Raw genomic sequence first — 25,931 nt, 5'->3', positions numbered from 1 at the left:
GACGCCCCGATCGAGGACGCCTCCGTGAATGAGACCACCACACCGACCGGCAGCGTTCGCCGCCCGAAGACCACCGGCCTCGCGGTCGGTGAGCCCGTCCCCGGTGTCGCCAAGGTCGACCCGATCCTCGTGATCGATGATGTGACGCGGCGCTTCGGCGGCCTCACCGCCGTGGACGTCGATCACCTGGAGATCCCGCGTCATGCGATCACCGCGCTGATCGGACCCAACGGCGCCGGCAAGACCACGCTGTTCAACCTGCTGTGCGGTTTCGACAAGCCGAACACCGGCTCGTGGACCTACGACGGCAAGAACCTCGCCGGCGTGCCCTCCTTCAAGGTCGCCCGGATGGGTCAGGTCCGCACCTTCCAGCTCACCAAGGCGCTCTCGCTGCTGACGGTGCTGGAGAACATGAAGCTCGGTGCTCCCAACCAGAAGGGCGAGCACTTCTGGGCGTCCTTCTTCCCCTTCCTGTGGAAGGGCCAGGAGGCCGAGATCGAGGCACGAGCGCGTGAACTGCTGACGCGCTTCAAGCTCGACACCAAGGAGAAGGACTTCGCGGCCTCGCTCTCCGGCGGCCAGCGCAAGCTCCTGGACATGGCGCGGGCGCTCATGAGCGACCCCAACCTGGTCATGCTCGACGAGCCGATGGCCGGCGTCAACCCGGCTCTGACGCAGTCGCTGCTCGATCACATCCTCGATCTCAAGGATCGGGGCATGACCGTGCTGTTCGTCGAGCACGACATGCACATGGTCCGGCACATCGCCGACTGGGTGGTGGTGATGGCCGAGGGCCGCGTGGTCGCGGAGGGTCCCCCGGAGACGGTGATGGACGACCCCGCGGTGGTGGACGCGTACCTCGGCAGCCACCAGGACGTGGATCTCGGTGTCGTGACCGGTCGCGTGTCCGGCGAGCTGAACACCGAGGCCATCAGCCTGCTGGAGGAGATCGACGTCGAGCGCGCGGAGATCGCTGGAGACCTGGAGGACAAGTCATGACCGACACCACGCCCACCCCGGCGGAGGACGTCGTCGTCCAGATGGCGGACGTGCACGCCGGCTACCTGCCGGGGGTCAACATCCTCAACGGTGCCAACCTCACGGCTCGCAAGGGCGAGCTGATCGGCATCATCGGCCCCAACGGCGCCGGCAAATCGACCCTGCTGAAGGCCATGTTCGGCATGGTCAAGGTGCGTTCCGGCTCGATCACCCTGAACGGCGAGAGCATCGTGGGCCTCAAGGCCGACAAGCTCGTCTCCCGTGGCGTCGGGTTCGTGCCCCAGACCAACAACGTGTTCCCCTCCCTGTCGATCGAGGAGAACCTGCAGATGGGTCTGTACCAGAAGCCGAAGGTGTACGCCGAGCGCCTGGAGTTCGTCACCGGGATCTTCGCCGAGCTCGGCGGTCGCCTCAAGCAGCGCGCCGGATCCCTCTCCGGCGGTGAGCGGCAGATGGTCGCGATGTGCCGGGCGCTGATGATGGACCCGTCCGTGCTGCTGCTGGATGAGCCGTCCGCAGGTCTGTCACCGGTGCGCCAGGATGATGCGTTCATCCGCGTCTCGGACATCAACAAGGCGGGCGTGACGACCATCATGGTCGAGCAGAACGCGCGCCGCTGCCTGCAGATCTGTGACCGCGGCTACGTCCTGGATCAGGGCAAGGACGCGTATGAGGGGCCCGGACGGGATCTGCTGAACGATCCGAAGGTCATCGCGCTCTACCTCGGCACCCTCGGCGCAGAGGAGGACGCCGCCTGACGGTCCGACACAGCTGACACGAAGGCCCGGGAGCACATGCTCCCGGGCCTTTTCGCTCGCTCCACGAACGCGGGGCCCGGAGGCGAGCCTCCGGGCCCCGCGCAGTGCGAGTGCGTCAGTTGATGCGCTCGTACTCGTTCTTGTCGTTGTACTTGTAGATGCCGATGGCAGCACCCTGCGGGTCGCCGTGCTCATCGAAGGTCACGTCGCCCGAGTAGCCGTCGTAGTCCGGAACCTTGCCCGAGTTGATGATGTCCGCGCACTCCTTGAAGGTGGTGCACTTCTTACCGTCACCGGAACCGCCGGAGACCTCCTGCATCTTGGACGCGATGTCCTTGCCCTCGACGGACTTGGCCGACAGGGCGGCCAGCGCCATCAGAACAACGGCGTCGTAGGCCTCACCGGCGTAGGTGAAGTCCTTGACCTCCTTGTTGCCCTCGCCCGTCCAGAACGTGTTCAGACGCGTCGTGAAATCGTCCGAGAGCTTCGGGCCCGGCTTGGTGCCCTTGGCGCCCGCGAGCGAGACCGGGATCTCGTCGCCGTACTGGGACAGGTTGCCGTCGACGAGGTAGAACGAGTCAGCCTTGACGCCGGCGTTCACCAGCAGCGGAGCGATCGTCTTGAACTGGTCGAACGTCAGGATCGCCACAGCGTCGGGCTTGGCGGCCGCGACCGCGGCGACCTGCGAGTCGAACGTGGCGTCACCGACGTTGAACGACTGCGCGGTGACGACCTTGCCACCGGTCTCTTCGAAGTTCTTCGTGACGGCGTCCTTCAGACCGGCACCGTAGGCGTCGTTCTGGTAGATGATCGCGAGGTTCTTGTGGCTGTCCTCGGCGATGAGGTTGCCGAGCACCTCACCCTGGAGCAGGTCGCTCGGGGCGGTGCGGAAGTACAGGCCGTTGTCATCCCAGTCGGTGAAGTCCGGCGACGTGTTCGACGCCGAGACCTGGATGATGCCGGCGCTGACGTTGCCGTCCAGGATCAGCTTGGACACACCCGAGGATGCTGCGCCGACGAGGCCGGTGATGCCCGCGCTGCGCAGCTTGGTGATCGAGGTCTCGTACGCCTTGGTGTCGGTGTCGCCCTCGTCCGCCGCGGTCAGGTCGATCGTGATGCCGGCCTTGGCATCGTTGACCTCCTTGACCGCGAGGCCCACGCCGGACTCCATGGGCGGGCCGAGGAAGGCGAGGCTACCGGTCTGCGGCAGCAGCGAGCCGAGCTTGAAGGTGAGGTCCTGCGTCGCAGCGGCGGTGCTGTCACCGGTCGCGGCACCATCGGTCTTCTCGGCAGAGGTCGATCCGCCGCCGCAACCGGCGAGAACCAGGGCGCCGGCGGTCACCAGGGCGGCACCCCACAGGGCGCGTCCCTTGCGCATACGTCCGTTCATCGTGCTCCTTCGTGTCATGAGCACACCCGATCCGGGTGCGTTCTCCCCCGCGAAACATTTTTCGGGTTCCCGCCACCCTATAAATTCGCCGAGCTCCGCGGGTATCGGACAGCTAACGATCTGTGGATGGACGACATCCGGCGTCATCGAACATCGCACGCACGAGCGCGACGCACCGCCCGTCAGCGGCTCGCACGGCGTCCGGCGCGCAGGGAGTCGACCGCGAACACGGCGACCGCGCACCAGACGATCGCGAAGCCGATCCATCGCTCCGGCGGCATCGGCTCGTGCTGCACCAGCACGCCGATGAGGAACTGCAGGATGGGCGCGGCGAACTGGAGCATGCCGACCACGGACAGCGGCACGCGCCGCGTGCCAGCGGCGAAGAGCAGAAGAGGGACGGCGGTGACCACGCCGAGTCCGATGAGCAGCAGCGTGTGGTCAGGACCGACCGAGCCGATGGTGAGCGCGCCGGACAGCGCCACGACGGCAAGCTGGACGACCGCCACGGGCATCAGCCAGACCGTCTCCAGCGTGAGGCCGCTCACCGCATCGACGCTGCCGCCGATCCGATTCTTGACCAGGCCGTAGCAGCCGAAGCTCAGCGCCAGTGCCACCGAGATCCAGGGGAACGCGCCGTACCCGATGGCGATCACGATGACGGCGAGGGCCGCCAGTCCGATCGCCACCCACTGCAACGAGCGCAGCCGCTCGCGCAGTACGAGGACGCCCAGCAGCACCGTGACGATGGGGTTCATGAAGTAGCCGAGACTCGTCTCGACCACGTGACCGGTGAGAGTCCCGAGGACGAACACCTGCCAGTTGATGTAGACCAGCACGCCGGCGAGCGCGATCAGGCCCATCAGCTTCGGCTGCCGCGCGATCGCCAGCAGCCGCCGCCACGAGCGGGTGACGAGCACGAGGAAGGCGCAGAACACCAGGGAGAACACGATGCGCCACGCCACCACCTCCCACGGGGTGGCGCGCCAGACCAGCAGGAAGTAGAGCGGAAGCACGCCCCACAGCAGGTACGCGGTGATCGTGTAGAGCACGCCGGCTCCGCGTTGCGACGACGCGGCCGGACCCGGCTGCGGTTGGACGGTCATCTCTCCCCCTCCGATCAGACGCCGACGGGCCCGCGCACCGAAGTGCGCGGGCCCGTCGGTCGAGCGTCAGCGAACGACGACAGCCAGGACGTCGCGCGCGGAGAGAACGAGGAACTCGTCCGCTCCGAACTTGACCTCGGTCCCGCCGTACTTGCTGTACAGGACGCGGTCGCCGACGGCGACGTCCATCGGGACGCGGTTGCCGTTGTCGTCGATGCGACCCGGACCCACGGCCACGACCTCGCCCTCCTGGGGCTTCTCCTTGGCGGTGTCAGGGATGACCAGACCACTCGCCGTGGTCTGCTCGGCCTCGACCTGCTTGATGACGATGCGGTCTTCGAGCGGCTTGATGGAAACCGACACGGTTTACCTCTTCCTTCTTGACGTACAAGACTGGTTAGCACCCGAACACCGCGAGTGCTAACGCCAGTGTACGTCCGCAACTGGCACTCCTGCAATGCGAGTGCCAACTCCCGGGCAGAGCACAGCGATCGCCGCGCCGTAGGCTGGTGCGGTGGAGACGGATGAACTGCGCGCGGTGCTGACCACGGCCGGCCTCGCCCTCATCGACGAAGTGGGCGAGATCACCACCTCCGAGGACGCGCTGCGTGCCGTCACCCGCCTGCGCGCACGGGGCGAGGACCCGACCCTCGTCGCCGCCGTCGTCACCCAGGCGCGGTTGCGCACCCGCGCAGCGGCGAAGTTCGGCCCCTTCGCCGGACGCATGCTGTTCACGCGCGCCGGGCTCGAGCAGGCGACCCGGATGCCGGTCGCCGCGCTGCACGCCGGCCGGTTCCGCGCCGCGGGCATCACCCGAGTCGCCGACCTCGGCTGCGGAATCGGCGGGGATGCCCTCGCCTTCGCCGGCGCGGGCCTGCGCGTCACCGCCGTGGACGCGGACGAGGTGACCGCGGGGATCGCCGCGTACAACCTCGCCGTCTTCGGCGATGACGCCCGCGTGCTCCACGCGCGGGCGGAGGAGGTCGACCTCGCCGACATCGAGGGTGCCTGGCTCGACCCGGCGCGCCGCAGTGCCGGTCACGCCGAGACGCACCGCGTCCGTGCGGACGAGTACACCCCGCCGCTGCCGTGGATCCACGACCTCGCCGGCCGACTGCCCGTCGGCGTGAAGCTCGGTCCGGCTCATGATCGTGCCGAGATCCCGGCGGACGCCGAGGCGCAGTGGGTCAGCGACGGCGGGTCCGTCGTCGAACTCGCGCTCTGGTTCGGCGCCCTCGCCCGCCCGGACATCCGCCGCGCCGCGCTGGTGCTCCGCGACGGGGTCATGCACGAGCTCACGGCGTCGCACGATGCGCAGGACGAGCCGGAGCGCGCGCTCGGAGCCTTCATCCACGAGCCGGACGGCGCGGTGATCCGTGCGCGTCTGATCGGTACCGTGGCGCGCGATCTGCAGGCGGGCATGCTCGCGCCGGGCATCGCGTACCTGACCGGAGATGCGGCGCTGACGAGCCCGTTCGTCTCCTCATTCCGGGTCCGCGAGGAAGTGCCCTTCGATCCGAAGCCCCTGGCGAAGGTGCTCCGAGCGCGCGGGATCGGGCGCCTGGAGATCAAGAAACGCGGGGTGGACGTCGATCCCGCTCAGCTGCGCAAGCGTCTCTCGCTCGCCGGAGACGACGCGGCGACGCTGATCCTCACCCGGCGCGGCGGGACCCGCCTCGCGGTCCTCGCCGACCGCGTCTGAAGTGCCCCGCCGTCACCACCAGACGAGCTGCGTGCCGACCCACCAGATCCAGCCGGCACTGTAGACGAGGGCGAGGATGCTCAGTCCGATCGCCCACGCGCCCAGGCGGCTGCTCTCCGCGGGACGGCGGACGGCGAGGATCCCGAGCACGAGTGAGAGCACCGCGACCGGCGCGAGCCAGCCCATGAAGAACGATCCGATCAGCGCCGACACGGCGAACGAGAACGCACTGCCGCCGAGCCCCTTGCGAACGAGCGTGGGCTCCGTCCACGCGGCCTCGTCCGTTCGGCGCGCGACGGGCGGCGTGCGCACCGGTCCGGTGGCCGGTCGCTGGATGGGGATCGCCCCGGTGCCGAACAGTTCCTCCGTGCGCGCCTGCAGGCGCTCCGCGTAGGCGTCGACGTCCTCCGCAGGCGAGATCGCCGGATCGGTCGGCTGCTGATCGGGCGCGGGATCAGTCACGGCTCGCCTCGGCGACCTGGATCTCGGTGACCGGCAGCGTCGAGTCCGCCCCGAACGCGAGCGTCGAGGGCGTCCGGCCGGCAGTGATCAGCTCGGCGGCGAGCCCGGCGATCATCGCGCCGTTGTCGGTGCACAGGCTCAGCGGCGGGATACGGACGGTGACGCCCGCTGCGGCACCGCGCTCGGTCGCGACATCACGCAGACGCTTGTTGGCGATGACCCCGCCGCCCAGGAGCAGGCGCGGGACGCCGTACCGGGCGCAGGCGTCCAGAGCCTTGGTCACGAGCACATCGACGACGGCTTCGCGAAAGCTCGCCGCGACATCGCCGACCGGAACCTCGGCCCCGGCGGCCTCCTGCTGCTCGATCCAGCGGGCGACAGCCGTCTTCAGTCCGGAGAAGGAGAAGTCGTAGCGGTGCTCGGCCATGTCCGACGCGCGCGAAAGACCGCGCGGGAAACGGATCGCCTTCGGGTCGGCTCCGGCGGCGACGCGGTCGATCTGCGGTCCGCCGGGGTACGGGAGGCCGAGGATGCGGGCGACCTTGTCGAACGCTTCGCCGGCGGCGTCGTCCACCGTCTCGCCCAGGAGTTCCACATCCGTCGTGAGATCACGCACGAGCAGCAGCGAGGTGTGGCCACCGGAGACCAGCAGGGCGATCGTCGGGTATTCCAACGGCTCGGCGTCCGCGTCCAGGATGTCCGCGGCGATGTGGCCGACGAGGTGGTTCACCGCGTACAGCGGACGATCCAGCGACACCGCGAGCGCTTTCGCCGCACCGACGCCGACCATCAGCGCCCCGGCCAGGCCCGGACCACTGGTGACGGCCACGGCATCGAGGTCCGTCAGCACGACGTCGGCTTCGGCCAGCGCCGCCTCGATCGCCGGCTGCAGGGCTTCCAGGTGCGCTCGCGCGGCGACCTCCGGCACGACGCCGCCGTAGCGGGCGTGCTCGTCCATGCTGGAGGCGATCGTGTTGCTCAGCAGCGTGCGGCCACGGACGATGCCGATACCGGTCTCGTCACAGCTGGTCTCGATGCCCAGCACCAGGGGCTCGTCGCGGTTCACGCGTTCTCTCCCGTTTCTCCGCCCGTCTCGCGACGGGTACGCCAGTCGGCCAGATCGATCTTCATCACGAGGGCGTCCACGTCATCCGGCTGGTAGTAGCGCGGGCGCCGCCCGACCTCGACGAACCCCTCGGTGATGTAGAGCTTCTGCGCGACGGGGTTGTCATCGCGCACCTCGAGGAACACATCCCGCACGCCGCGCGCATCGGCTTCGGCCAGCAGCGCCACGAGCATGACCCTCCCCCGCCCCCGTCCCCGCGCGGTCTCGGCGACGGTGATGGTCTGCACGTCCCCGCCGGCCGCTCCGCGGGGCGCGCGCAGCCCGGCGCAGCCGGTCACCTCGCCCGCCGTCCCATCCCCCGCCCCCGTCCCCGCGCGGTCTCGGCGACGGTGATGGTCTGCACGTCCCCGTCGGCCGCTCCGCGGGGCGCGCGCAGCCCGGCGTAGCCGGTCACCTCGCCCGCCGTCTCATCGACGAGGTAGTACCCGTGCGGGGACTCCAGTTCGGCGCGCATCGTCGCCTCGCTCCAGGCGTCGGTCGGGAACGACGTGCGCTCCAGGTGCATGATCGCGGCGAGGTCATCCACGGACGCGGTGCGCACCGTCACGCGCTGACCCGCTTCGGCGCGCTCGGTTGCTTCACGTCGGGCGAGCGGAGGTAGAGGGCGTCGTCGGGACCGACGACCCGGTCCGCCGCGATGGCACGACCGGCGACCCGGGCCAGCATCGCCGCCGAGACCGCGGTGGCGTCATGGCGGCGCGCGCCGAGCCCTGCCAGACGTGCGTCCACCTCGTCCCGCGGCGACAGCGCCGGCTCGCTGACGCGAATCGGCAGTCCGTCCGCGTCGAGTCCGGAATACACGGTGTAGGCGAACTCGCGACGGCGCGCGTCCGTCACCACGGCGAAGGGTTCCGTGTCCGGGTCGGCCGTCAGCAGCTCCAGCGCCACGGCGTCATGGGTCACGACCGGAACGACCGGGACGCCGCGACCGAGCGCGAACGCGCGGGCGGCCGCGATCCCGACCCGCAGGCCGGTGAAGGGCCCCGGGCCCATGCCCGCGGCGACATGTGTGATCTCGCCCGGGCCGGCAGCGAGCGCGTCGACGAGCATCGTGCCGATGATCTCGGCGTGTCCGAGAGGGTTCTCGTTGCGCAGGTCAGCGTGCGTCGCGCCGTCCGAGTCGATGAGGGCGACCGCCGTGCCGAGGGAGGTGTCGATGCCGAGGATCACCGTTCCAGGGTAGTCGCCTCCGCCTCGCTCCCACTTCCGGCGCTTCTGGCGCGGGCGAACCGTCGCGGTCGAGAGCGACGGCGGGGATGCTCTCATCCGCAGCAGATCCACGCCCGTGGAGGTGTCGAACGTGAGAGCATTCGCGGCGTGACCAGGGCCCCTCGACTCACGACAGGAGGCGGTCGACGAGACGGTCGATGACGGCGGAGGTCGGGGTGTCCGGGTCCAGGGGCGTCGTCAGCCGGTCGAGCATCAGGCCGTCGACGGCGTAGTGGAACAGGGCGATGTCCGCGGCGGTCGCGGGCAGACCGGCGGCCGTCGTGAAAGCCACGTCGGCGGCGAACCCCTGCCGCAACCAGTCGCCCAGCGCCGCGGCGACGGCGGGACGGCGGGCAGCCTCGAGTCGCAGTTCGAACAGGGCCAGGGTGACCTCGGGGGCGGCGGTGAGCCGCTCCGCGATGTCGCGCACGTAGGCGGCGAACAGGGCTCGATCCGGTGTCCGCGAGGCCAGCTGCGCATGGGTGATCGTGTCCGGGGTGAGGCGCTCGCCGATCCGGGCCACGAGTGCGCCGATCAGCTCGTCCCGCGTCCCGAAGTAATTCGATGCCGTGCCCCGCGGGACGCCTGCCGCCGCGTCCACCGCGCGGTGCGTGAGTCCGCGTGCCCCCTCCGTCGCGAGCACGCGCAGCCCCGCATCCGCGAGCGCCGCGCGCCGGTCGATGTTGCGAGCCATGTCACCACCGTAGCGGAACCACGACGGCTGTCGTAGTCTGTCTAACCACAACACCTGTCGTGATGGGAGAACAATGCGCGAACTCGTCTACTACGTCGCCGTCAGCATCGACGGCTTCATCGCGGACGCTGACGGCGGCTTCGACGCGTTCCCCGTCGAAGGCGACCACGTCGCCGCCCTGCTCGAGGACTACGCCGACGCGTTCCCCGCGCACGTGCTCTCCGCGTTGGGCCGCACGGCACCCGGCACCCGGTTCGACACCGTCCTGATGGGGTGGAACACGCTGCGGCCGGCGCTCGAGGTGGGCATCGCCAGCCCCTACCCGCACCTGCGACAGTACGTCGCGAGCCGGAGCGAGCGCGACGTGGCGCCGGACCTGACGCTGACCCGCGACCCGGTCGCCACGGTGCGCAGCCTGAAAGCCGAACCCGGTCGCGACATCTGGCTGTGCGGCGGCGGCGTGCTGGCCGGAGCGCTGATCGGCGAGATCGACCGGCTGGTCCTGAAGCGGAACCCCGTCCTGATCGGCACGGGCATCCCCGCGCTCCGGACCGACGACAGCGCGGTCCGTCGCTTCCGGCTGAAGTCGACGCGCCCGTTCGCATCCGGCGTCGTGATCGAGGAGTACGTCCGTGAACCCTGATGCTCTCAGGTCCGGCACTTTCATCTCGATGGAACCGTCACAGGTGAGAGCGACCCCGGGCACGCTCACACATGCGGTAGTTCTCACGCCGCAGAAGTGCGGGAAGGTGGAGCGACGTCAGAGGTGATGGTGAGTGAGCTCGGCGACCCGGGGGGCGTCGTCATCGAGCTCGGCGTCGGGTGCGGGGGCGCCGCCCACCGGACGAATCAGCTCGAGCTCCCACCACTCGTCGACGATCGCCTCGACCATGCCGCGTCCCCACTCGACGACGACGACGGATCCGGGCAGGTCCAGGTCCAGATCGTCCAACTCCGCCGCGGATCCGAGGCGGTAGGCGTCCACGTGGACGAGGGGCGGTCCGTCCACCAGCGACGGGTGGGTCCGCGCGATGACGAAGGTGGGGCTCTGGATCGGTCCGCGCACGCCGAGACCGGCGGCGAGACCGCGCGTGAGAGTGGTCTTTCCCGCCCCGAGCGGTCCGGTGAGCACGAGCAGGTCCCCCGCCGACAGCCGCTCACCGAGGTTTCGACCGAACGCTTCCGTGTCCCGCGCGGTCGCCAGTTCGTGGCGACCGGTGAGGGCGGCGAGGTCGCTCACGAGTGCACCTCGCGGCGGGGTACGCGGGAGCCGATGCGCGTGACGATCTCGTAGTTGATCGTGTCCGCGGCCGCGGCCCAGTCCTCAGCGGTCGGGTCGCCCCGATCCGGGTCGCCGAACAGGACCACCTCGTCGCCCACGGCGACCGGGGCGTCGCCCACGTCGACGACGAACTGATCCATCGCGATGGTTCCCGCAACAGCGTGCATGGTGTCGCCGATGCGCACCGGACCGCGCCCGGACGCCGCCCGCGGCACGCCGTCCGCGTAGCCCAGCGGCACGAGGGCCAGCGTGGTGGCGTGGTCGGTGCGGTAGCGGTAGCCGTAGGACACACCCGTGCCGGCGGGAACCTGGCGTACCGCCGCGATCTGCCCGCGCACCGTCATCGACGGCCGCAGACCGAGATCGGCGGAGCTGCGGCCCTCCAGCGGAGACAGGCCGTGCAGTCCGATGCCGATGCGGACGGCGTCCAGTCGCGTGGCGGGCAGCGTGAGAGCGGCGCCCGTGGCCGCCATGTGCCGCCAGCGCGGGTGCAGGCCGGCGGCGGAGGTCTCCGCGACCGCATCCTCGAACCGCGCCAGCGCCGCGAGGTCGTCGATGTCGGTCGTATTGGACAGGTGCGAGAACACGCCGTCGAGAACGATGTCTCCGGACGCCACGAAGCGTGCGGTCTCCGCCAGCACGGCGGACCGGTCCGCGGGCGCGATGCCGTTGCGACTCAGCCCCGTCTCGAACTTCAGGTGCACGGACGCCGGACGCTCCGCCACGCGGGCCGCGGCGACCGCGCGCAGCTGCTCGAGCGAGGACACCCCGATCGTGATGTCCTGCGCGAGCCCGGCCCGGAAGTCCGTCCCGGGCGCGTGCAGCCAACTGAGGATCGGCGCGTCGATGCCCGCGTCCCGCAACTCGAACGCCTCCCCGAGGTCGGTCACCCCGAGCATCTGCGCGCCCCCGGCCAGCGCCGCGCGCGCGGTGCGGACGGCGCCGTGGCCGTAGGCGTCCGCCTTCACGACCGCGATGATCGGGACCCCGACCGCGGCGGCGATGTGGCGAGTGTTGTGCGTGATCGCCCCGACGTCGATCGACGCCTCACGCAGCACTCCGGGAGGCAGGGCGCTCATGCCGATTCCCCCCGCGCCTCGGCGATGACGTACGCCGTGGCCAGGCCCCCGTCATGGGACAGCGAGACGTGCATCATGTCGATGCCGCGCGCGGCGATGACCTCTGCGGTGGACCCGGTCAGGTCGAAGTACGGGCGCCCCTCCGGGTCGTTGCGCACCTCGATCTCGCTCCAGTGCACACCGTCCGAGCCGCCGAGCGCCTTGATGAGCGCCTCCTTGGCGGCGTACCGGGCGGCGAGGGAGCGCGTCGGCAGGGGTCGTTCGGTCGCCGTGAACAGCCGCTCCCGCAGGCGCGGCGTGCGGTCCACCGACCGGGTGAATCGGGCGATGTCAACCAGATCGACCCCGATGCCGACGATCACTCCACCGTCACCGACTTTGCGAGGTTGCGCGGCTGGTCCACGTCCAGACCCTTGGCCGTCGCCAGGCCCATCGCGAAGATGTGGAGCGGGACGACCGACAGAATGGGCTCGAACAGCGGCTCGGCGAGCGGAATGCGCAGCACCTCGTCGGCGAACGGCAGCACGGCGGCGTCGCCCTCCTCGGCGATCACGATGACGCGCGCACCGCGCGCTCGGATCTCCTGGATGTTGGAGACGACCTTGCTGTGCAGCAGCGCGGAGTGACGCGGCGACGGCACGAGCACGAACACCGGCTGGCCCGGCTCGATGAGCGCGATCGGACCGTGCTTGAGCTCACCGGCGGCGAAGCCCTCGGCGTGGATGTAAGCGAGCTCCTTGAGCTTGAGCGCGCCCTCCATGGCGATCGGGAAGCCGACGTTGCGGCCGAGGAACAGCACCGAACGCGTGTCCGCCATCCAGTGCGCGAGCTGCTCGATGTGCGCCTGCTCGTTCTCCAGGACCTGGCTGATCTTCGCCGGCAGCGACTCCAGCTCGCGTGCGTGCTCGGCGGCCTCGGCAGCCGAGACCGTGCCGCGCACTCGCCCGACGTGCAGAGCGAACAGCTGCAGGGCGGTGATCTGCGCCACGAACGCCTTCGTCGAGGCGACCGCGACCTCCGGGCCCGCGTGCGTGTAGACCACACCGTCGGACTCACGCGGAATCGTCGCGCCCTGCGTGTTGCAGATGGACAGCGTCTTGGCGCCGTGCTCACGGGCGTACTTGACGGCCATGAGCGTGTCCATGGTCTCGCCGGACTGGCTGATCGAGACGATCAGCGTGTGCTCGTCGATCACCGGGTCGCGGTAGCGGAACTCGTGCGCGAGCTCCACGTCCACCGGCACGCGGGTCCACTGCTCGATGGCGTACTTGCCGACCTGGCCGGCGTAGGCGGCGGTACCGCACGCGGTGATGATGATGCGGTTGATGTCGCGGAAGAGGTCGTCCATGCCCTCGAGCTCGGGTACCGAGATCACACCGTCGTGGATGCGGCCGCGGATCGTGTTGGCCACGGCCTCCGGCTCCTCGGACACCTCCTTGGCCATGAAGGAGGACCAGCCGCCCTTCTCCGCGGCGGCGGCGTCCCAGCTCACCTCGAACGGCTCGGCCTCGGCGGGGTTGCCGGCGAAGTCGGTGATCTCGACGGCGTCCGGAGTGATCGCGACGATCTGGTCCTGTCCGACCGCGAGGGCGCTGCGGGTGTACTCGACGAAGGCGGCGACGTCGGAGCCGAGGAAGTTCTCACCCTCGCCGAGCCCGATCACCAGCGGGGAGTTCCGGCGGGCGCCGACGACGACACCGGGCTCGTCCTGGTGGACGGCGAGCAGCGTGAACGCGCCCTCGAGGCGGTTCACGACGTTGCGGAACGCCGTGCGGAGGTCTCCGGTGGCGCGGTATTCGCGGCCGACGAGGTGTGCGGCGACCTCGGAGTCGGTCTCGCTGCGGAACGTGTAGCCCTCCGCGATGAGGTCGGCCTTCAGCTCGGAGAAGTTCTCGATGATGCCGTTGTGGATCAGGGCCAGCCGGTCATCGTCGGCGAGGTGCGGGTGGGCGTTCTCGTCCGTCGGTCCACCGTGGGTCGCCCACCGCGTGTGGCCGATGCCGGTGTGCCCGTCGGGCATCGGGTGCGCCTCGAGGTCCTCGCGCAGGACGGCGAGCTTGCCGGCGCGCTTGCGCATCTCGATCTTGCCCGCGTCATCGACGACAGCGATGCCCGCCGAGTCGTAACCGCGGTATTCAAGTCGGGCGAGCCCGGCCAACAGGACGGGCTGCGACTCGCGCGCGCCCACGTATCCGACGATTCCACACATGGATCCGATTCTACGGGTCCGCTGTGCCGCCCTGCTGTGAGGCCCCCCGCGAGACGCCGGACGAGAGTCAGAGCTTGCGCAGGGAGACGGACTCGACCGCGTGGTCGGCACCCTTGCGCAGCACGAGCGTGGCGCGGTGTCGCGTCGGCATCACGTTCTCGACCAGGTTCGGCATGTTGATGTCGTTCCAGTACCCGAGCGCGGCCTGCTCCGCTTCCGCATCGGTGAGATGCGCGAAGACGTTGAAGTACGAGTGCGGGTTGCTGAACGCACCCTGGCGCAGGGCGAGGAAGCGGTCGACGTACCAGGTGCGGATGTGCTCGACGTCCGCGTCCACGAAGACGGAGAAGTCGAACAGATCACTGACCGCGACCTCGTTGGGGCTCGGCGGGGGCTGCAGCACGTTCAGCCCCTCCACGATCACGATGTCCGGACGGCGGACCACGACGTGGGCGTCCGGAACGATGTCGTATCGCATGTGCGAGTAGAACGGCGCGCGGACCTCCGGCGCCCCGCTCTTGACCTCGGTGAGGAAGGACAGCAGCGCGCGGCGGTCGTATGACTCCGGGAAGCCCTTCCGGTCCATGAGCCCGCGCCGCTCCAACTCCTCGTTCGGATAGAGGAAGCCGTCGGTGGTGACCAGCTCCACGCGAGGCGTGTCCGACCAGCGGCTGACGAGCTCGCGCAGCAGACGGGCCACGGTCGACTTGCCGACGGCCACGGACCCCGCGATCGCGATCACGAAGGGCGTGGTCGCGTCCTCCTCCTGGAGGAACTCACTGGTCGCGGCGCCCAGACGCTTGGTGGAGCTGGCGTACAGGCTGAGCAGACGGCTGAGCGGGAGGTACACCTCGCGCACCTCGGTGAGGTCCATCCGGTCACCGAGCCCACGCAGCTGCACCAGCTCGGTCTCGCTCAGCGGTTGAGCGAGCCCGGCGGCCAGGCGCGCCCATTCCGCGCGCGGGATCTCACGCGACAGACTGAGCGACGGATCGGAGGCGACGTCGGGCATTTCGCCATGCTATCGCGGCGCGCGACACCCTCCACTCGCGTCGGAGACGCCCCACCGCGCCGGGCGGGGACGGGTAGGGTGCCAGCATGCGTCTGGGCGTTCTCGACATCGGCTCGAACACCATCCATCTGCTGATCGCCGACATCCATGCCGGTGGCCGCCCGATCGCCGCCACGAGCGAGCGCGCCGTGGTCCGGCTCATGCGCTACCTCGGCACCGACGGCGCGATCGCGAGCGAGGGCGTGACGGCCATCCTGGACGCCGTGCGCGAGGCGCGGCGGGTTCTCGACGCCGAGGCTCCGGACGATTTCATCGCGACGGCGACCAGCGCGATCCGCGAGGCCCCGAACGGACCCGCGGTGATCGCCATGGTGGAGGAGGCGCTGGGGCGTCCGCTGCGCGTTCTCTCCGGAACGCAGGAGGCCGACCTGACGTTCCTCGCCGCCCGACGATGGTTCGGCTGGTCCGCCGGCCAGCTGCTGATGCTGGACATCGGTGGCGGCTCCCTGGAGCTCGCCGCCGGCAGTGAGGAGCTCCCCGACATCTCCCGCTCGCTCCCCCTCGGTGCGGGTCGGATGACCGTCGAGTTCCTTCCGCAGGACCCTCCCGGGGAGGAGGCCGTCGGCGCGCTGCGCGCGCACGTCCGCACCGCCCTGGCACCCGTCGTGAGCGAGTTCGCCACCCAGCTCTCCCCGGACCACGTCGTGGGATCCTCCAAGACCATCCGGTCCCTGGCGCGCCTGGCCGGGGACCAGCACCCGGGATGGGCGGGCTCGGACCGCGTCACGCTGTCACGCAGTGCGCTGGGCAGCTGGATCCCGCGCCTGGCGAGGCTTCCCGCCGATTCGCGCCAGATCCTGCCGGGGATCACGGCCGACCGGACGATGCAGATCGTCGCCGGCGCGGTGGTGCTGCACGAGACGATGGACGCCCTCGGGGTCACCGAGCTGGAAGCGTCGCCGTGGGCTCTGCGTGAGGGCCTGCTGCTGCGCTACATCGAGACCGTCCGGGACTGAGCCGGAAACGACGATGAGCCCGGGACCGAGATCCCGGGCACATCGTGACGTTCAGATCGCGAGGCGCGTCTTGACGAGATCGGCCAGCTCCGCCGCGTGACGGTGCGCGGTGTCCTCGTCGGCCGCTTCGACCATGACGCGTACCAGCGGCTCGGTGCCGGACGGACGCAGCAGCACCCGGCCGGTCTCCCCCAGCTCATCGCCGGCGCGCGCGACCGCAGCGGCGATCTCGGAGTCGCCGTGGACGCCGTCCCGGTTCACGCCGCGGACGTTGATCATCACCTGCGGGTAGACCGTCATGATCGAGGCCAGCTCGGCGAGGCTCTTGCCCTGACGCGCCATCTCGCTGACCAGGTGGAGCCCGGTCAGCAGGCCGTCACCGGTGGTGGCGAACTCGCGCATGATGACGTGCCCGGACTGCTCGCCGCCGAGAGCGAAGCCGCCCTCGTTCATGGCTTCCAGGACGTAGCGGTCACCGACCGCGGTCTGCTTGACCTCGATACCGCGACCCTTCATCGCCAGGCGCAGGCCGAGGTTGCTCATGACGGTGGCGACGAGCACGTCGTCCGTGAGCGTTCCGGCGTCGTGCATGGCGGCCGCGAGGATCGCCATGATCCGGTCGCCGTCGATGACGTTGCCCTCCGCGTCCACCGCGAGGCAGCGGTCCGCGTCGCCGTCGTGAGCGATGCCGACGTCGGCGCCGAGGCGGACGACGGCCTCAGCCAGGTTGTCGAGGTGCGTCGAACCGACGCCGTCGTTGATGTTCAGCCCGTCCGGGTCCGCACCGATCACGGTGACCTCGGCACCGGAATCGCGGAAGGCGTCCGGAGAGACGCCGGCTGCCGCACCGTGGGCGCAATCCAGCACCACGTGGATGCCGTCGAGGCGATGGGTCAGCGACCCGAGCAGGTGCACGACGTAGCGGTCCTCCGCGTCGGAGAACCGGATGATCCGGCCGACACCGGCCCCGGTGGGCTGCAGCTTCGGACCGGCCATGGCGGCCTCGATGCGCTGCTCGACGACGTCCGGCAGCTTCACGCCGCCACGGGCGAAGATCTTGATGCCGTTATCGGGCGCCGGGTTGTGCGAGGCCGAGACCATGACACCGAAGTCGGCGTCGTGGTCACCGACGAGGAACGCGAGGGCCGGCGTCGGGATGACACCCGCGTCGTACACGTCCACGCCGGAGGATGCCAGACCCGCTGCCACGGCCGCCGCGATGAACTCTCCGGAGACGCGCGGGTCGCGGGCGATGACGGCGCTGAGCCGCTTGCCCTCCTGACGACGCGCCTCCGCGGAACGGCCCTGGCCCAGGACGACCGCGGTCGCCTGGGCCAGGGTGAGCGCCAGATCGGCAGTGAGGGAGCCGTTGGCCAGCCCCCGCACGCCATCCGTGCCGAAGATCGGCATAGAAGGTCCGAGCCTCAGCGCTTCGAGTACTGCGGCGCCTTGCGGGCCTTCTTGAGACCGGCCTTCTTGCGCTCCTTGATGCGAGCATCGCGGGAGAGGAAGCCGGCCTTCTTCAGGGTCGGGCGGTTGTTCTCAGCGTCGATCTCGTTCAGCGCGCGAGCGATGCCGAGGCGCAGGGCGCCGGCCTGGCCGGAGGGGCCACCGCCGCCGATGCGGGCGATCACGTCGTACGCGCCGACGAGGTTCAGCACCGTGAACGGGTCGTTGATCAGCTGCTGGTGCAGCTTGTTCGGGAAGTAGTCCTCCAGCGCACGGCCGTTGACCGTGATGGTGCCGGAACCCGGGACCAGGCGCACGCGCGCGATGGCCTCCTTGCGGCGGCCCACGGCGCCACCGGGGACGCTCAGGACGGGACGGGGAGCCTCGACGGCGGTCTCGACGACCGGGGTCTCGGTGGAGTAGTTCTGCGGAGTTTCGATGTCAGCCACGAGTGTGTCCTTTTGTTCTCGGCGCTTACTGGGCGACCTGGTCGAAGACGTACGGCTTGGGCTGCTGGGCAGCGTGCGGGTGCTCGGCACCGGCGTACACCTTGAGCTTGCTCAGCTGGTCACGGCCGAGGGTGTTCTTCGGCAGCATGCCGCGAACAGCCTTCTCGACGGCGCGGACCGGGTTCTTCTCCAGGAGCTCGGAGTAGGCGACGGCCTTGAGTCCACCCGGGTGACCGGAGTGGCGGTAGGCGATCTTCTTCTCGAGCTTCTGACCCGTCAGCGCGACCTTGTCGGCGTTGATGATGACGACGAAGTCGCCGGCGTCCATGAAGTTGGTGAAGGTCGGCTTGTGCTTGCCGCGGAGGAGAGCCGCCGCGTGCGAGGCCAGGCGACCGAGCACGACGTCAGTCGCGTCGATGACCAGCCATTCGCGCTGGAGCTCGCCAGCCTTCGGAGTGAAAGTGCGCGTCACGATAGTGCTGCTTTCTTTGATCGAACGGAGAGGTTCGTGAATCCCACTCCCGTGGTGATTGCGACGAGGATGTCGCCGCAGTCGGCCGGTGGAGGGCTCACGTTCGCGGTGGACTGCAGCAGGCGCAGCACACCAAGGGAAGAGTCTACGCCATTCGGGCGTGTCGACCAAACCGGACCGGGGTCACGGCGAGGTGACCGAGGTGTCCTCCGGCGAGGCGGGGCGCACACCCGGCAGGGCGCCGACCGTGACGAGGATCGGCAGGTGGTCGCTGGATCCCTGCGGGAGCGTCCGGACGGATGAGATGTCCATTCCCACGGAAGTCGCGAAGTCGTAGTAGCCGCGGAAGTAGCGGTACCGCGTGTAGGTGCGGCTGTCGCTCATCACCAGTTCGTAGCCGTGCTCACGCATCCGGCGGGAGAGGTCTTCCTTGAAGACCGGGTAGTTGTAGTCGCCGACCATGAGGATGGGATGGTCCCCGAGGTCGGACAATCCGGCGAGAGCCGCGCGGATCTGGTGCCGACGAAGCGAGTTCAGCGCAGTCAGCGGAGCCGCGTGGAAGGACGCCACGATGACGTCGTGGCCGTCATCGATGTCGTGCAGGCGGACCCCCAGCACCCGCTCGTGCGCCGGACGGAGCACGCGATCGTGCAGCGACTTCTTCAGCTCCAGCGTGGTGGTCGCCTCGCAGCGGTACGCGCTCTCGCGGTAGTACACCGCGAGTCCGAGCCGGTTCCCCCGGGTCGCATTGGCCAGCCCCAGCTCTCCGACCTGCTCCGGGAGGTCGGTGGTGTCCGCCTCCTGCAGGCACAGCACGTCCGGATCGTGGTCGGCGACGAGCGCGCTGAGCTCGGAGGCGGCACGGTGCTTGCGGAGGTTGTACGAGATCACTCTCATGACCATCCAGCGTACGTGTCCCGGCTGTCCTCCGTATGCGCATCGGTCAGATGACGCCCGGCGACTCCCGCCGTGCGCGCGTCTGGTCGGCGCGCGTCGCGAGCAGGTCGTCCGCCGGGTAGCCCACTTCGGCGAGGGTGAGGCCCCGCGCCGCGAGGACCTTGAACGCGCTCGTGCGCTCCCCCGCCTCGCGCAGCGTCTCCACATCCGCCGGCGCGAGCTTGCCGACACCGACCGCGGAGCACGCGCCCACCAGGGCCCGCACCATGCTGTGGCAGAACGCATCCGCGCGCAGGTGCGCCACCAGGGTGCCGGCGTCGTCGCGGGTCCAGGTGTACTCCAGCAGCGTGCGGATCGTCGTCGCCTCCTCACGCGGCTTGCAGTACGCCGCGAAGTCGTGCAGTCCGATCAAACGGGATGCGGCGTCGTTCATCGCCGCGAGGTCATGCTCGCCGCGGACCTGGGTCGTGCGGTTCCGCTCGAAGACGTCGTAGCCGGACGCATCGTCGGCCAGCCGGTACTCGTACCGACGCCACACCGCGGAGAATCGGGCGTCGAATCCCTCCGGAGCCGGCGTCGTCCGCGATACGTCCACGTCCGCGTACGCCCCCAGAATGCCCCGGAGGCGGTGCGCGAGGCGTTCGACCGGGTCGCCGTGGTCCCCGCGGCGCACCGCCGTCACACGCGCCGCCTGTGCGTCATCGAGATCCACGTGCGCCACCTGCCCGGAGGCGTGCACGCCGGCGTCCGTGCGACCGGCGACGACCAGGGCGGCGCGGGAACCGACGATCCGCGCGAGGGCCTCCTCGATCGTGCCCTGGACGGTCCGCAACCCCGGCTGGCGAGCCCAGCCGCGGAAGGCCGTGCCGTCGTACGAGATGTCGAGGCGGAGGCGCATGCCCTCAGCCTAGCCAGGCGCACCTCGTCGCCCGGACGCTCGCCCTCGGCTGCGCCACTTCGGCGGAATGGCAAGGAGTGGGAGCGAGGGAACAACGAAGGCGCCCCACCGGATGGTGGAGCGCCTTCGTTCGGGCTGTTACTTGCCGGCCTCGGTGAAGCCGGCGGCCTCAGCGGCCTCGGGGGTGCGGAACCAGACCTCAGCGATGGTCTGGTCGTACCACTGACCGTCCGGGCGGTGGAACTTCATCGAGTCCGCGTTGCCCTTGATGTCGAAGCCCTCGGGAGCCGAGCCGTCCTCGTTGGCCGGAGCCGAGTCCGGACCGAAGTCCTTGGCGTCAGCGGCGGGAGCCTCGGTGGCGGGAGCCTCCTCGACGGGAGCCTTCTCGGCCGGAACCTCAGCGAGCTTGGCCGGGGCGGCCTTCTTCGAGGAAGCCTTGGTGGACTTCTTCACGACGGGCTCGAGAACGAGCTCGATCACGGCCATGGGGGCGTTGTCACCCTTGCGGTTGCCGATCTTCGTGATGCGGGTGTAGCCACCCTCACGCTCGGCGACCAGCGGCGCGATCTCCGCGAAGAGGATGTGCGTGGCGTTCTTGTCGCCGATGACGCTCAGGACGCGACGGCGAGCGTGCAGGTCGCCGCGCTTGCCGAACGTGATGAGGCGCTCGGCCAGCGGACGCAGGCGCTTGGCCTTCGTCTCGGTGGTCGTGATCGACTTGTGCGTGAACAGCGCCGAGGCGAGGTTCGCGAGCAGCAGGCGCTCGTGCGCGGGTCCGCCTCCGAGGCGGGGGCCCTTGGTGGGCTTAGGCATGGTTTCTTACTCCAGGAATAAAAGGGTCAGTCGGGATCAGATCGCGTCGTCTTCGTAACCGCCGTAGAAGTGCGCGGACCCGTCGAAACCGGGAACCGAGTCCTTCAGCGACAGTCCGAGCGACGTGAGCTTGTCACGAACCTCGTCCACCGACTTCTGACCGAAGTTGCGGATGTTCATCAGCTGGGTCTCCGAGAGGGCGACCAGCTCGGACACCGTGTTGATGCCCTCGCGCTTGAGGCAGTTGTACGAGCGGACCGACAGATCGAGATCCTCGATCGGCATGGACAGCTCGTTCGACAGGACGGTCTCGACCGGCGCCGGGCCGATCTCGATGCCCTCGGCCTCGACGTTCAGCTCGCGAGCGAGGCCGAACAGCTCCACCAGGGTGCGGCCGGCCGAGGCGACGGCGTCGCGCGGGGCGATCGCAGCCTTGGTCTCCACGTCCAGGATGAGCTTGTCGAAGTCGGTGCGCTCACCGGCACGGGTGGCGTCGACGCGGTAGCTGACCTTCAGCACCGGCGAGTAGATCGAGTCGACCGGGATCTGGCCGGCTTCGGCGTACTCGTTGCGGTTCTGCGTGGCCGAGACGTAGCCGCGGCCACGCTCGATCGTCAGCTCGAGCTCGAACTTCGCGGTGTCGTTCAGCGTGGCGATGACCAGCTCGGGGTTGTGCACCTCGACACCGGCCGGAGCCGAGATGTCAGCGGCGGTCACTTCACCGGCACCGGTCTTGCGCAGGTACGCCGTGATCGGCTCATCGCGCTCGCTGGAGACGACCAGCTGCTTGATGTTGAGGATGATCTCGGTGACGTCTTCCTTGACACCGGGGATGGTGCTGAACTCGTGCAGCACACCGTCGATGCGGATGCTCGTCACGGCGGCACCCGGAATCGAGGACAGCAGGCTGCGACGCAGCGCGTTGCCGATGGTGTAGCCGAATCCGGGCTCGAGCGGCTCGATGACGAACCGACTACGGAACTCCCCGATCTTCTCCTCGGTCAGAGTGGGACGCTGTGCAATAAGCACTCTGTGTTCCTTTCAATCAAGTGCCCGCTATATGACACTTGCGGCTTGAGGTGTTGAGTTGTCTCGGTCCGCGGCGCGAACCGGAAGCCTGCGCCGCGCCGGGACGAGCCCGGCGCGGCGAGAGGAATCAGACGCGGCGACGCTTCGGGGGACGGCAGCCGTTGTGCGCCTGCGGGGTGACGTCGGAGATGGATCCGACCTCGAGGCCCGCGGCCTGCAGCGAACGGATCGCCGTCTCGCGACCCGAACCCGGGCCCTTCACGAAGACGTCGACCTTCTTGACGCCGTGCTCCTGCGCGCCCTTGGCGGCGGCCTCAGCGGCCATGCCAGCGGCGTACGGGGTCGACTTGCGCGAGCCCTTGAAGCCCACGCCACCGGACGAGGCCCACGCGATGACCGCGCCGGTCGGGTCCGTGATCGAAACGATCGTGTTGTTGAACGTCGACTTGATGTGGGCCTGGCCCAGCGCGATGTTCTTCTTCTCCTTGCGACGCGGCTTGCGCGCAGCAGTCTTAGGTGCAGCCATGTGCTCTCTCCTAATCCTTTCCCGCCGCTATCAGCGGCCGGCCTTCTTCTTGCCGGCGACGGTCTTCTTCGGACCCTTGCGCGTGCGGGCGTTGGTCTTGGTGCGCTGGCCGCGGACGGGCAGTCCACGACGGTGGCGCAGGCCCTCGTAAGAGCCGATCTCGACCTTGCGACGGATGTCGGCGGCCACCTCGCGGCGAAGGTCACCCTCCACCTTGTAGGTTCCGTCGATGTAGTCACGGAGAGCGATGAGCTGGTCGTCGCTGAGGTCCTTGACGCGGATCGACTCGTCGATTCCGGTCGCCTTCAGGATCTCGACGGAGCGGGTACGGCCGATGCCGTAGATGTACGTGAGTGCGATCACCACGCGCTTGTCGCGCGGGATGTCGACGCCGGCAAGACGTGCCATGCGGTTCTCCTCGGAGTTGGTGGAGGTGTGGAGCAGGAGCTGTTCCCGGGCCTCCACCCCGGGGTGTCCCCCGCGAACGGGTTCTCGATCCTGCCGATTTCTGTTGTTGAGTTGTTCTGCCCGAGGTTTCGACTCGGCCCCTGGGGGCCTCGCTCAACCCTGAGTCGTCGACGTGTCAGCGCGGCTTCGCCGCGGTGGCACGTCGCGGCTCAACCCTGGCGCTGCTTGTGGCGCGGGTTGCTCTTGCAGATGACCATGACGCGACCGTGGCGACGGATGACCTTGCAGTGGTCGCAGATGGGCTTGACGGAAGGCTTGACCTTCATGATGTTCCTTATCGCTGTCTTCGTCCCGGCGGACCGGGACGTTACTTCTCGACCGGAGGGCTCAGCGGTAGCGGTAGACGATACGGCCGCGGGTCAGGTCGTAGGGGCTGAGCTCCACGACCACACGGTCCTCGGGGATGATGCGGATGTAGTTCTGTCGCATCTTGCCGGAGATCGTTGCAAGCACCTTGTGTCCGTTGGTGAGCTCAACGCGGAACATCGCGTTGGGCAGAGCCTCCGACACCGTGCCTTCGATCTCGATGACACCGTCTTTCTTAGCCATAGCCTCGCTGACGCTGGGCAGACCGGTCGGTCTGCGGTGGATTGATGAGTGTTCGGTACCGCGACACGCCAACAAAGGCGCAAGGCACCAAAGATTGATACTACGTGATATCGGATCGGCAGGCAAACCGGGGCGCCCCGGCGCGCCGACCGCTGCGCGCGATCACTTCGCGGCGGGTGCGCTGGGCGTCGGCGTCGGAGCTTCAGTGGAACCGGTCGAGCTGCCGAACTTGTCGGTGAAGTACGTCTGCGACGCGCCGATGTCGGACAGCGACGTGTACTTGCCGTTGATCACGATGGTCGGGGTGCCGCGACGGCCCGTGGTGGGATCGGCCGGCATCTGCTTGGTCATCGCGGTGACGAACTTCTCGTACTTCTTGCCCGTCTGGCAGGTCGCGATGTCCGCTCCGGCATCCTTGGCGTACTGGATGAGCTGCTCGTCGGTGAGACCGGCCGTGCCCTCCGAGGGCTGGTTGGTGAAGAGGGTGGACATGAACGGCAGCACGGCGCTCTCCGCGGTGTCGGCGACGCAGTAGAAGGCGTTCGCCGCGCGGGTGGAGTAGTTCGTGCCCATCGACTGCGAGTCGAGGATCGCGACCGGGTGCAGGTCCAGGGCGATGTCGCCCTTCTGGGCGAGCTCCTTCAGCTGCGCACCGTAGACACCCTCGAACTGGTTGCAGATCGGGCACATGAAGTCGATGTACGTCGCGACCGTGTCCTTCGCGTCGGCCTCACCGACACGCACCGCGCCGGTCTTCGCGTCGACGGACGCAGCACTCGGGGCCTGCCCCGGGCTGTTGGAGATGTTGTTCGCGATCACGACGGCCGCGCCGACGCCGACGACGATGACGGCGACGATGATGGTGGTCCAGATCGCGAACCAGTTGGTCTTGCGCGCAGCGGTTGCCATGGTTCCTCTTGGGTGGTTGCTGTGGGAGGCCGTGCGCGGTGCCGCGCAGGATGGCGGATGGATCCGCCTACACCATCTTGCACGGTGTCGCTGGGCCGGGCGTGTGAACGGCTCACCGTGTCAGCGCAGCAGAGTCCCCAGCACGTCCAGGCGCACCTGTGCGACACCGAAGATGAGCACCAGGACGACCAGGGACAGGATCGGCACGGCCCACGTGAGCGCGCGACCGCGGTCCCGCGCGAGGGTGCCGAACGCGCCGGACGCGGGAGCGGCGACCAGCGTCGCGATCCACATCGGGATCACCGCCACGTACACCAGCGCGCACCACGGGCACAGTGTCCGGAGGGCGAAGACGCTCTGATAGGCCAGCCACAGCACGAAGACCGCGGCGAAGGTCATGCCGATCCCGAACAGTGCCCAGAACCAGGCGCGGAACCGGGCGCCGGACAGGAGCATCATGCCGACGACGATCGGCGCGACGAACAGGCCGAGTCCCCATACCGGGTTGGACACGCCGAAGAAGACGTGTCCCTGCCAGGACGCGATGTTCGTCGCGCAGTTGACCGTCGCGTTCACCGAGCAGGTGAGGGCCGCGTTCGGGTCCGCCGCCACGGCGAGGGAGTCCAGCACCAGCGCGAACGCGGCGATGACGCCTGCCGCTCCCCCGATGATCAGCGTGAGCGCGTACAGCACGACGCGCGAGCTGGGGCGAGGACTGACCACGGTGGCGTCAGTTCCCGCCGAAGTTCTCGGTGAAGTAGTTCCGCTGGCCCCAGAAGGTGTTGAGGTCGAGGTAGGAGCCGTCCACCATGACCGTCGGTGTGCCGCGCGAGCCGTCCGAGTTCGCCGGCAGCGCCTCCGTCCACGTGGCGATCTTGTCCGCCCACGGCATCTTCTTCTGGCAGGACGCGATGTCGGCTCCGGCGTCCTTCGCGAGCGCCACGAGCTTGTCATCGTCAAGCCCCGTCGAGTTCTCCTGCGGCTGGTTCTTGAACAGTGCGCGAACGAACGGCACTACGGCGGCGGGAGTGCTGTCGGCGACGCAGTAGAACGCGTTCGCGGCCCGCGTGGAGTACTTCGTGCCGCTGGAGGCTCCGTCCAGAATCGCCACCGGTCGGTATTCCAGCGTGATGTCGTTCGCCGCCGCGAGGTCGACCAGCTCGTCGCCGTAGTTCGTCTCGAACTGCCCGCAGATCGGGCACATGAAGTCGATGTACGTCGTGATCGTCTTCTTGCCCGTGCCGACGGGCACCACACCGGAGTCCGCATCGAGCTGACCCGCCACTGGGGCCGTTTTCGAACCGGTGCCACCGCCGCTGTTCATGGCCAGGACGGCCCAGCCGACGCCGATCACGATCACGGCGACGATGACGACGGTCCAGATCGCGAACCAGTTGGTCTTGCGGGGGGCGGCCATCGGAACTCCTG

At 69.1% G+C, this 25,931-nt stretch carries 33 protein-coding genes; 5 read left to right on the top strand and 28 right to left on the bottom strand.

The genetic code is table 11. The features are described 5' to 3' along the window. Nucleotides 1-24: 24 nt before the first annotated feature. Together BN1193_RS00915 and BN1193_RS00910 are read left to right on the top strand one after the other, a co-directional pair. Nucleotides 25-999 carry an ABC transporter ATP-binding protein gene (locus BN1193_RS00915; RefSeq protein WP_040163221.1) on the top strand — a complete coding sequence of 325 codons (975 nt, stop codon included), beginning with the start codon at nt 25-27 and terminating at the stop codon, nt 997-999. Further along, entirely contained in the window at nt 996-1,757 is a 762-nt protein-coding gene (locus tag BN1193_RS00910; protein ID WP_040163092.1) for an ABC transporter ATP-binding protein, read from the top strand. The genes BN1193_RS00915 and BN1193_RS00910 overlap by 4 nt, the downstream gene beginning before the upstream one ends. Before the next feature lie 115 nt (nt 1,758-1,872). Here BN1193_RS00910 and BN1193_RS00905 read toward each other — a convergent pair whose 3' ends face one another. The 3 genes from BN1193_RS00905 to groES all read right to left on the bottom strand — a co-directional run bounded on the left by BN1193_RS00905 (nt 1,873) and on the right by groES (nt 4,616). Further along, nucleotides 1,873-3,147: an ABC transporter substrate-binding protein gene (locus tag BN1193_RS00905; protein ID WP_094770192.1), complete on the bottom strand. Its 1,275-nt coding sequence runs from the start codon at nt 3,145-3,147 to the stop codon at nt 1,873-1,875. Nucleotides 3,148-3,329: 182 nt separating this feature from the next. Further along, complete coding sequence (gene rarD, locus BN1193_RS00900; protein ID WP_040163089.1) at nt 3,330-4,253, bottom strand: EamA family transporter RarD; 924 nt, start codon at nt 4,251-4,253, stop codon at nt 3,330-3,332. Nucleotides 4,254-4,319: 66 nt separating this feature from the next. Then, complete coding sequence (gene groES, locus BN1193_RS00895; RefSeq protein WP_040163087.1) at nt 4,320-4,616, bottom strand: co-chaperone GroES; 297 nt, start codon at nt 4,614-4,616, stop codon at nt 4,320-4,322. Between the two features lie 151 nt (nt 4,617-4,767). Between groES and BN1193_RS00890 the strand changes: the two genes are divergently transcribed. Further along, on the top strand, nt 4,768-5,955 hold the full coding sequence (locus BN1193_RS00890) for a class I SAM-dependent methyltransferase (RefSeq protein WP_040163084.1): 1,188 nt from the start codon (nt 4,768-4,770) through the stop codon (nt 5,953-5,955). 12 nt (nt 5,956-5,967) lie between these two features. On the opposite strand, the gene BN1193_RS00885 is transcribed toward BN1193_RS00890, so the two are convergent. The 6 genes from BN1193_RS00885 to BN1193_RS00860 all read right to left on the bottom strand — a co-directional run bounded on the left by BN1193_RS00885 (nt 5,968) and on the right by BN1193_RS00860 (nt 9,446). Then, nucleotides 5,968-6,417, bottom strand: a complete 450-nt coding sequence (locus tag BN1193_RS00885; RefSeq protein ID WP_052460301.1) for a hypothetical protein — start codon at nt 6,415-6,417, stop codon at nt 5,968-5,970. Beyond that, a complete protein-coding gene (tsaD, locus tag BN1193_RS00880) occupies nt 6,410-7,483 on the bottom strand; it encodes a tRNA (adenosine(37)-N6)-threonylcarbamoyltransferase complex transferase subunit TsaD (protein WP_040163081.1) in 1,074 nt (357 codons plus the stop codon). The genes BN1193_RS00885 and tsaD overlap by 8 nt, the downstream gene beginning before the upstream one ends. Next, nucleotides 7,480-7,821 carry a GNAT family N-acetyltransferase gene (locus tag BN1193_RS00875; protein WP_094770191.1) on the bottom strand — a complete coding sequence of 114 codons (342 nt, stop codon included), beginning with the start codon at nt 7,819-7,821 and terminating at the stop codon, nt 7,480-7,482. The genes tsaD and BN1193_RS00875 overlap by 4 nt, the downstream gene beginning before the upstream one ends. Further along, entirely contained in the window at nt 7,818-8,090 is a 273-nt protein-coding gene (locus BN1193_RS00870) for a GNAT family N-acetyltransferase (RefSeq protein ID WP_040163078.1), read from the bottom strand. Before BN1193_RS00870 ends, BN1193_RS00875 begins: the two co-directional genes overlap by 4 nt. Then, the gene (gene tsaB / locus BN1193_RS00865) at nt 8,087-8,713 is read right to left on the bottom strand and encodes a tRNA (adenosine(37)-N6)-threonylcarbamoyltransferase complex dimerization subunit type 1 TsaB (protein WP_040163075.1); all 627 of its coding nucleotides are present in this window, start codon (nt 8,711-8,713) and stop codon (nt 8,087-8,089) included. The genes BN1193_RS00870 and tsaB overlap by 4 nt, the downstream gene beginning before the upstream one ends. A gap of 166 nt (nt 8,714-8,879) precedes the next feature. Further along, nucleotides 8,880-9,446, bottom strand: a complete 567-nt coding sequence (locus tag BN1193_RS00860; RefSeq protein ID WP_040163073.1) for a TetR/AcrR family transcriptional regulator — start codon at nt 9,444-9,446, stop codon at nt 8,880-8,882. Nucleotides 9,447-9,519: 73 nt separating this feature from the next. Between BN1193_RS00860 and BN1193_RS00855 the strand changes: the two genes are divergently transcribed. Beyond that, a complete protein-coding gene (locus tag BN1193_RS00855; RefSeq protein ID WP_040163070.1) occupies nt 9,520-10,089 on the top strand; it encodes a dihydrofolate reductase family protein in 570 nt (189 codons plus the stop codon). Between the two features lie 117 nt (nt 10,090-10,206). On the opposite strand, the gene tsaE is transcribed toward BN1193_RS00855, so the two are convergent. From tsaE to coaA, 5 genes are all read right to left on the bottom strand, one after another. Beyond that, nucleotides 10,207-10,686: a tRNA (adenosine(37)-N6)-threonylcarbamoyltransferase complex ATPase subunit type 1 TsaE gene (tsaE, locus tag BN1193_RS00850; protein WP_040163066.1), complete on the bottom strand. Its 480-nt coding sequence runs from the start codon at nt 10,684-10,686 to the stop codon at nt 10,207-10,209. Further along, nucleotides 10,683-11,807, bottom strand: coding sequence for an alanine racemase (gene alr, locus BN1193_RS00845; RefSeq protein WP_040163063.1), 1,125 nt, complete (start codon nt 11,805-11,807; stop codon nt 10,683-10,685). The genes tsaE and alr overlap by 4 nt, the downstream gene beginning before the upstream one ends. Next, a complete protein-coding gene (locus BN1193_RS00840; RefSeq protein ID WP_040163061.1) occupies nt 11,804-12,169 on the bottom strand; it encodes a holo-ACP synthase in 366 nt (121 codons plus the stop codon). Before BN1193_RS00840 ends, alr begins: the two co-directional genes overlap by 4 nt. Then, nucleotides 12,166-14,016: a glutamine--fructose-6-phosphate transaminase (isomerizing) gene (gene glmS / locus BN1193_RS00835; RefSeq protein ID WP_040163058.1), complete on the bottom strand. Its 1,851-nt coding sequence runs from the start codon at nt 14,014-14,016 to the stop codon at nt 12,166-12,168. The genes BN1193_RS00840 and glmS overlap by 4 nt, the downstream gene beginning before the upstream one ends. Nucleotides 14,017-14,083: 67 nt before the next feature. Then, nucleotides 14,084-15,028, bottom strand: a complete 945-nt coding sequence (gene coaA / locus BN1193_RS00830; RefSeq protein ID WP_040163055.1) for a type I pantothenate kinase — start codon at nt 15,026-15,028, stop codon at nt 14,084-14,086. An 86-nt stretch (nt 15,029-15,114) separates the two neighbouring features. Here coaA and BN1193_RS00825 point away from each other — a divergent pair, with 86 nt between their 5' ends. Beyond that, on the top strand, nt 15,115-16,044 hold the full coding sequence (locus BN1193_RS00825) for a Ppx/GppA phosphatase family protein (RefSeq protein WP_040163053.1): 930 nt from the start codon (nt 15,115-15,117) through the stop codon (nt 16,042-16,044). A gap of 51 nt (nt 16,045-16,095) precedes the next feature. Here the strand turns inward: BN1193_RS00825 and glmM are convergent, their stop codons facing one another. The 14 genes from glmM to BN1193_RS00755 form a co-directional block, all read right to left on the bottom strand. Next, nucleotides 16,096-17,454 carry a phosphoglucosamine mutase gene (gene glmM, locus BN1193_RS00820; RefSeq protein ID WP_040163050.1) on the bottom strand — a complete coding sequence of 453 codons (1,359 nt, stop codon included), beginning with the start codon at nt 17,452-17,454 and terminating at the stop codon, nt 16,096-16,098. Between the two features lie 14 nt (nt 17,455-17,468). Continuing rightward, nucleotides 17,469-17,942 (bottom strand): 30S ribosomal protein S9, encoded by a 474-nt coding sequence (gene rpsI, locus BN1193_RS00815; RefSeq protein ID WP_052460300.1) that lies wholly within the window; start codon nt 17,940-17,942, stop codon nt 17,469-17,471. Nucleotides 17,943-17,967: 25 nt separating this feature from the next. Continuing rightward, nucleotides 17,968-18,414: a 50S ribosomal protein L13 gene (gene rplM / locus BN1193_RS00810; RefSeq protein WP_040163049.1), complete on the bottom strand. Its 447-nt coding sequence runs from the start codon at nt 18,412-18,414 to the stop codon at nt 17,968-17,970. Nucleotides 18,415-18,597: 183 nt separating this feature from the next. Then, entirely contained in the window at nt 18,598-19,311 is a 714-nt protein-coding gene (locus BN1193_RS00805; protein ID WP_040163208.1) for an endonuclease/exonuclease/phosphatase family protein, read from the bottom strand. Between the two features lie 46 nt (nt 19,312-19,357). After that, complete coding sequence (gene truA / locus BN1193_RS00800; RefSeq protein WP_040163047.1) at nt 19,358-20,209, bottom strand: tRNA pseudouridine(38-40) synthase TruA; 852 nt, start codon at nt 20,207-20,209, stop codon at nt 19,358-19,360. Between the two features lie 138 nt (nt 20,210-20,347). Then, entirely contained in the window at nt 20,348-21,022 is a 675-nt protein-coding gene (gene rplQ, locus BN1193_RS00795) for a 50S ribosomal protein L17, sunset domain variant (protein ID WP_040163044.1), read from the bottom strand. A 36-nt stretch (nt 21,023-21,058) separates the two neighbouring features. Further along, nucleotides 21,059-22,051, bottom strand: coding sequence for a DNA-directed RNA polymerase subunit alpha (locus BN1193_RS00790; RefSeq protein ID WP_040163041.1), 993 nt, complete (start codon nt 22,049-22,051; stop codon nt 21,059-21,061). A gap of 127 nt (nt 22,052-22,178) precedes the next feature. Beyond that, entirely contained in the window at nt 22,179-22,577 is a 399-nt protein-coding gene (gene rpsK, locus BN1193_RS00785; RefSeq protein WP_040163038.1) for a 30S ribosomal protein S11, read from the bottom strand. Nucleotides 22,578-22,607: 30 nt separating this feature from the next. Next, nucleotides 22,608-22,985 carry a 30S ribosomal protein S13 gene (gene rpsM, locus BN1193_RS00780; protein WP_040163206.1) on the bottom strand — a complete coding sequence of 126 codons (378 nt, stop codon included), beginning with the start codon at nt 22,983-22,985 and terminating at the stop codon, nt 22,608-22,610. A gap of 209 nt (nt 22,986-23,194) precedes the next feature. Continuing rightward, nucleotides 23,195-23,311 carry a 50S ribosomal protein L36 gene (rpmJ, locus tag BN1193_RS00775; protein WP_017885303.1) on the bottom strand — a complete coding sequence of 39 codons (117 nt, stop codon included), beginning with the start codon at nt 23,309-23,311 and terminating at the stop codon, nt 23,195-23,197. 61 nt (nt 23,312-23,372) lie between these two features. After that, nucleotides 23,373-23,594, bottom strand: a complete 222-nt coding sequence (infA, locus tag BN1193_RS00770) for a translation initiation factor IF-1 (RefSeq protein WP_013583992.1) — start codon at nt 23,592-23,594, stop codon at nt 23,373-23,375. Nucleotides 23,595-23,756: 162 nt separating this feature from the next. Further along, on the bottom strand, nt 23,757-24,503 hold the full coding sequence (locus BN1193_RS00765; protein ID WP_052460299.1) for a DsbA family protein: 747 nt from the start codon (nt 24,501-24,503) through the stop codon (nt 23,757-23,759). A gap of 120 nt (nt 24,504-24,623) precedes the next feature. Beyond that, entirely contained in the window at nt 24,624-25,226 is a 603-nt protein-coding gene (locus BN1193_RS00760) for a vitamin K epoxide reductase family protein (protein WP_040163026.1), read from the bottom strand. 7 nt (nt 25,227-25,233) lie between these two features. Further along, nucleotides 25,234-25,920, bottom strand: a complete 687-nt coding sequence (locus BN1193_RS00755) for a DsbA family protein (RefSeq protein WP_040163023.1) — start codon at nt 25,918-25,920, stop codon at nt 25,234-25,236. Nucleotides 25,921-25,931: the final 11 nt, after the last annotated feature.

The sequence above is a fragment of the Microbacterium gorillae genome (assembly GCF_000826185.2).
GTDB classification, from domain to species: Bacteria; Actinomycetota; Actinomycetes; order Actinomycetales; family Microbacteriaceae; genus Microbacterium; species Microbacterium gorillae.
This window is presented reverse-complemented; position numbering and strand designations above follow the sequence as displayed.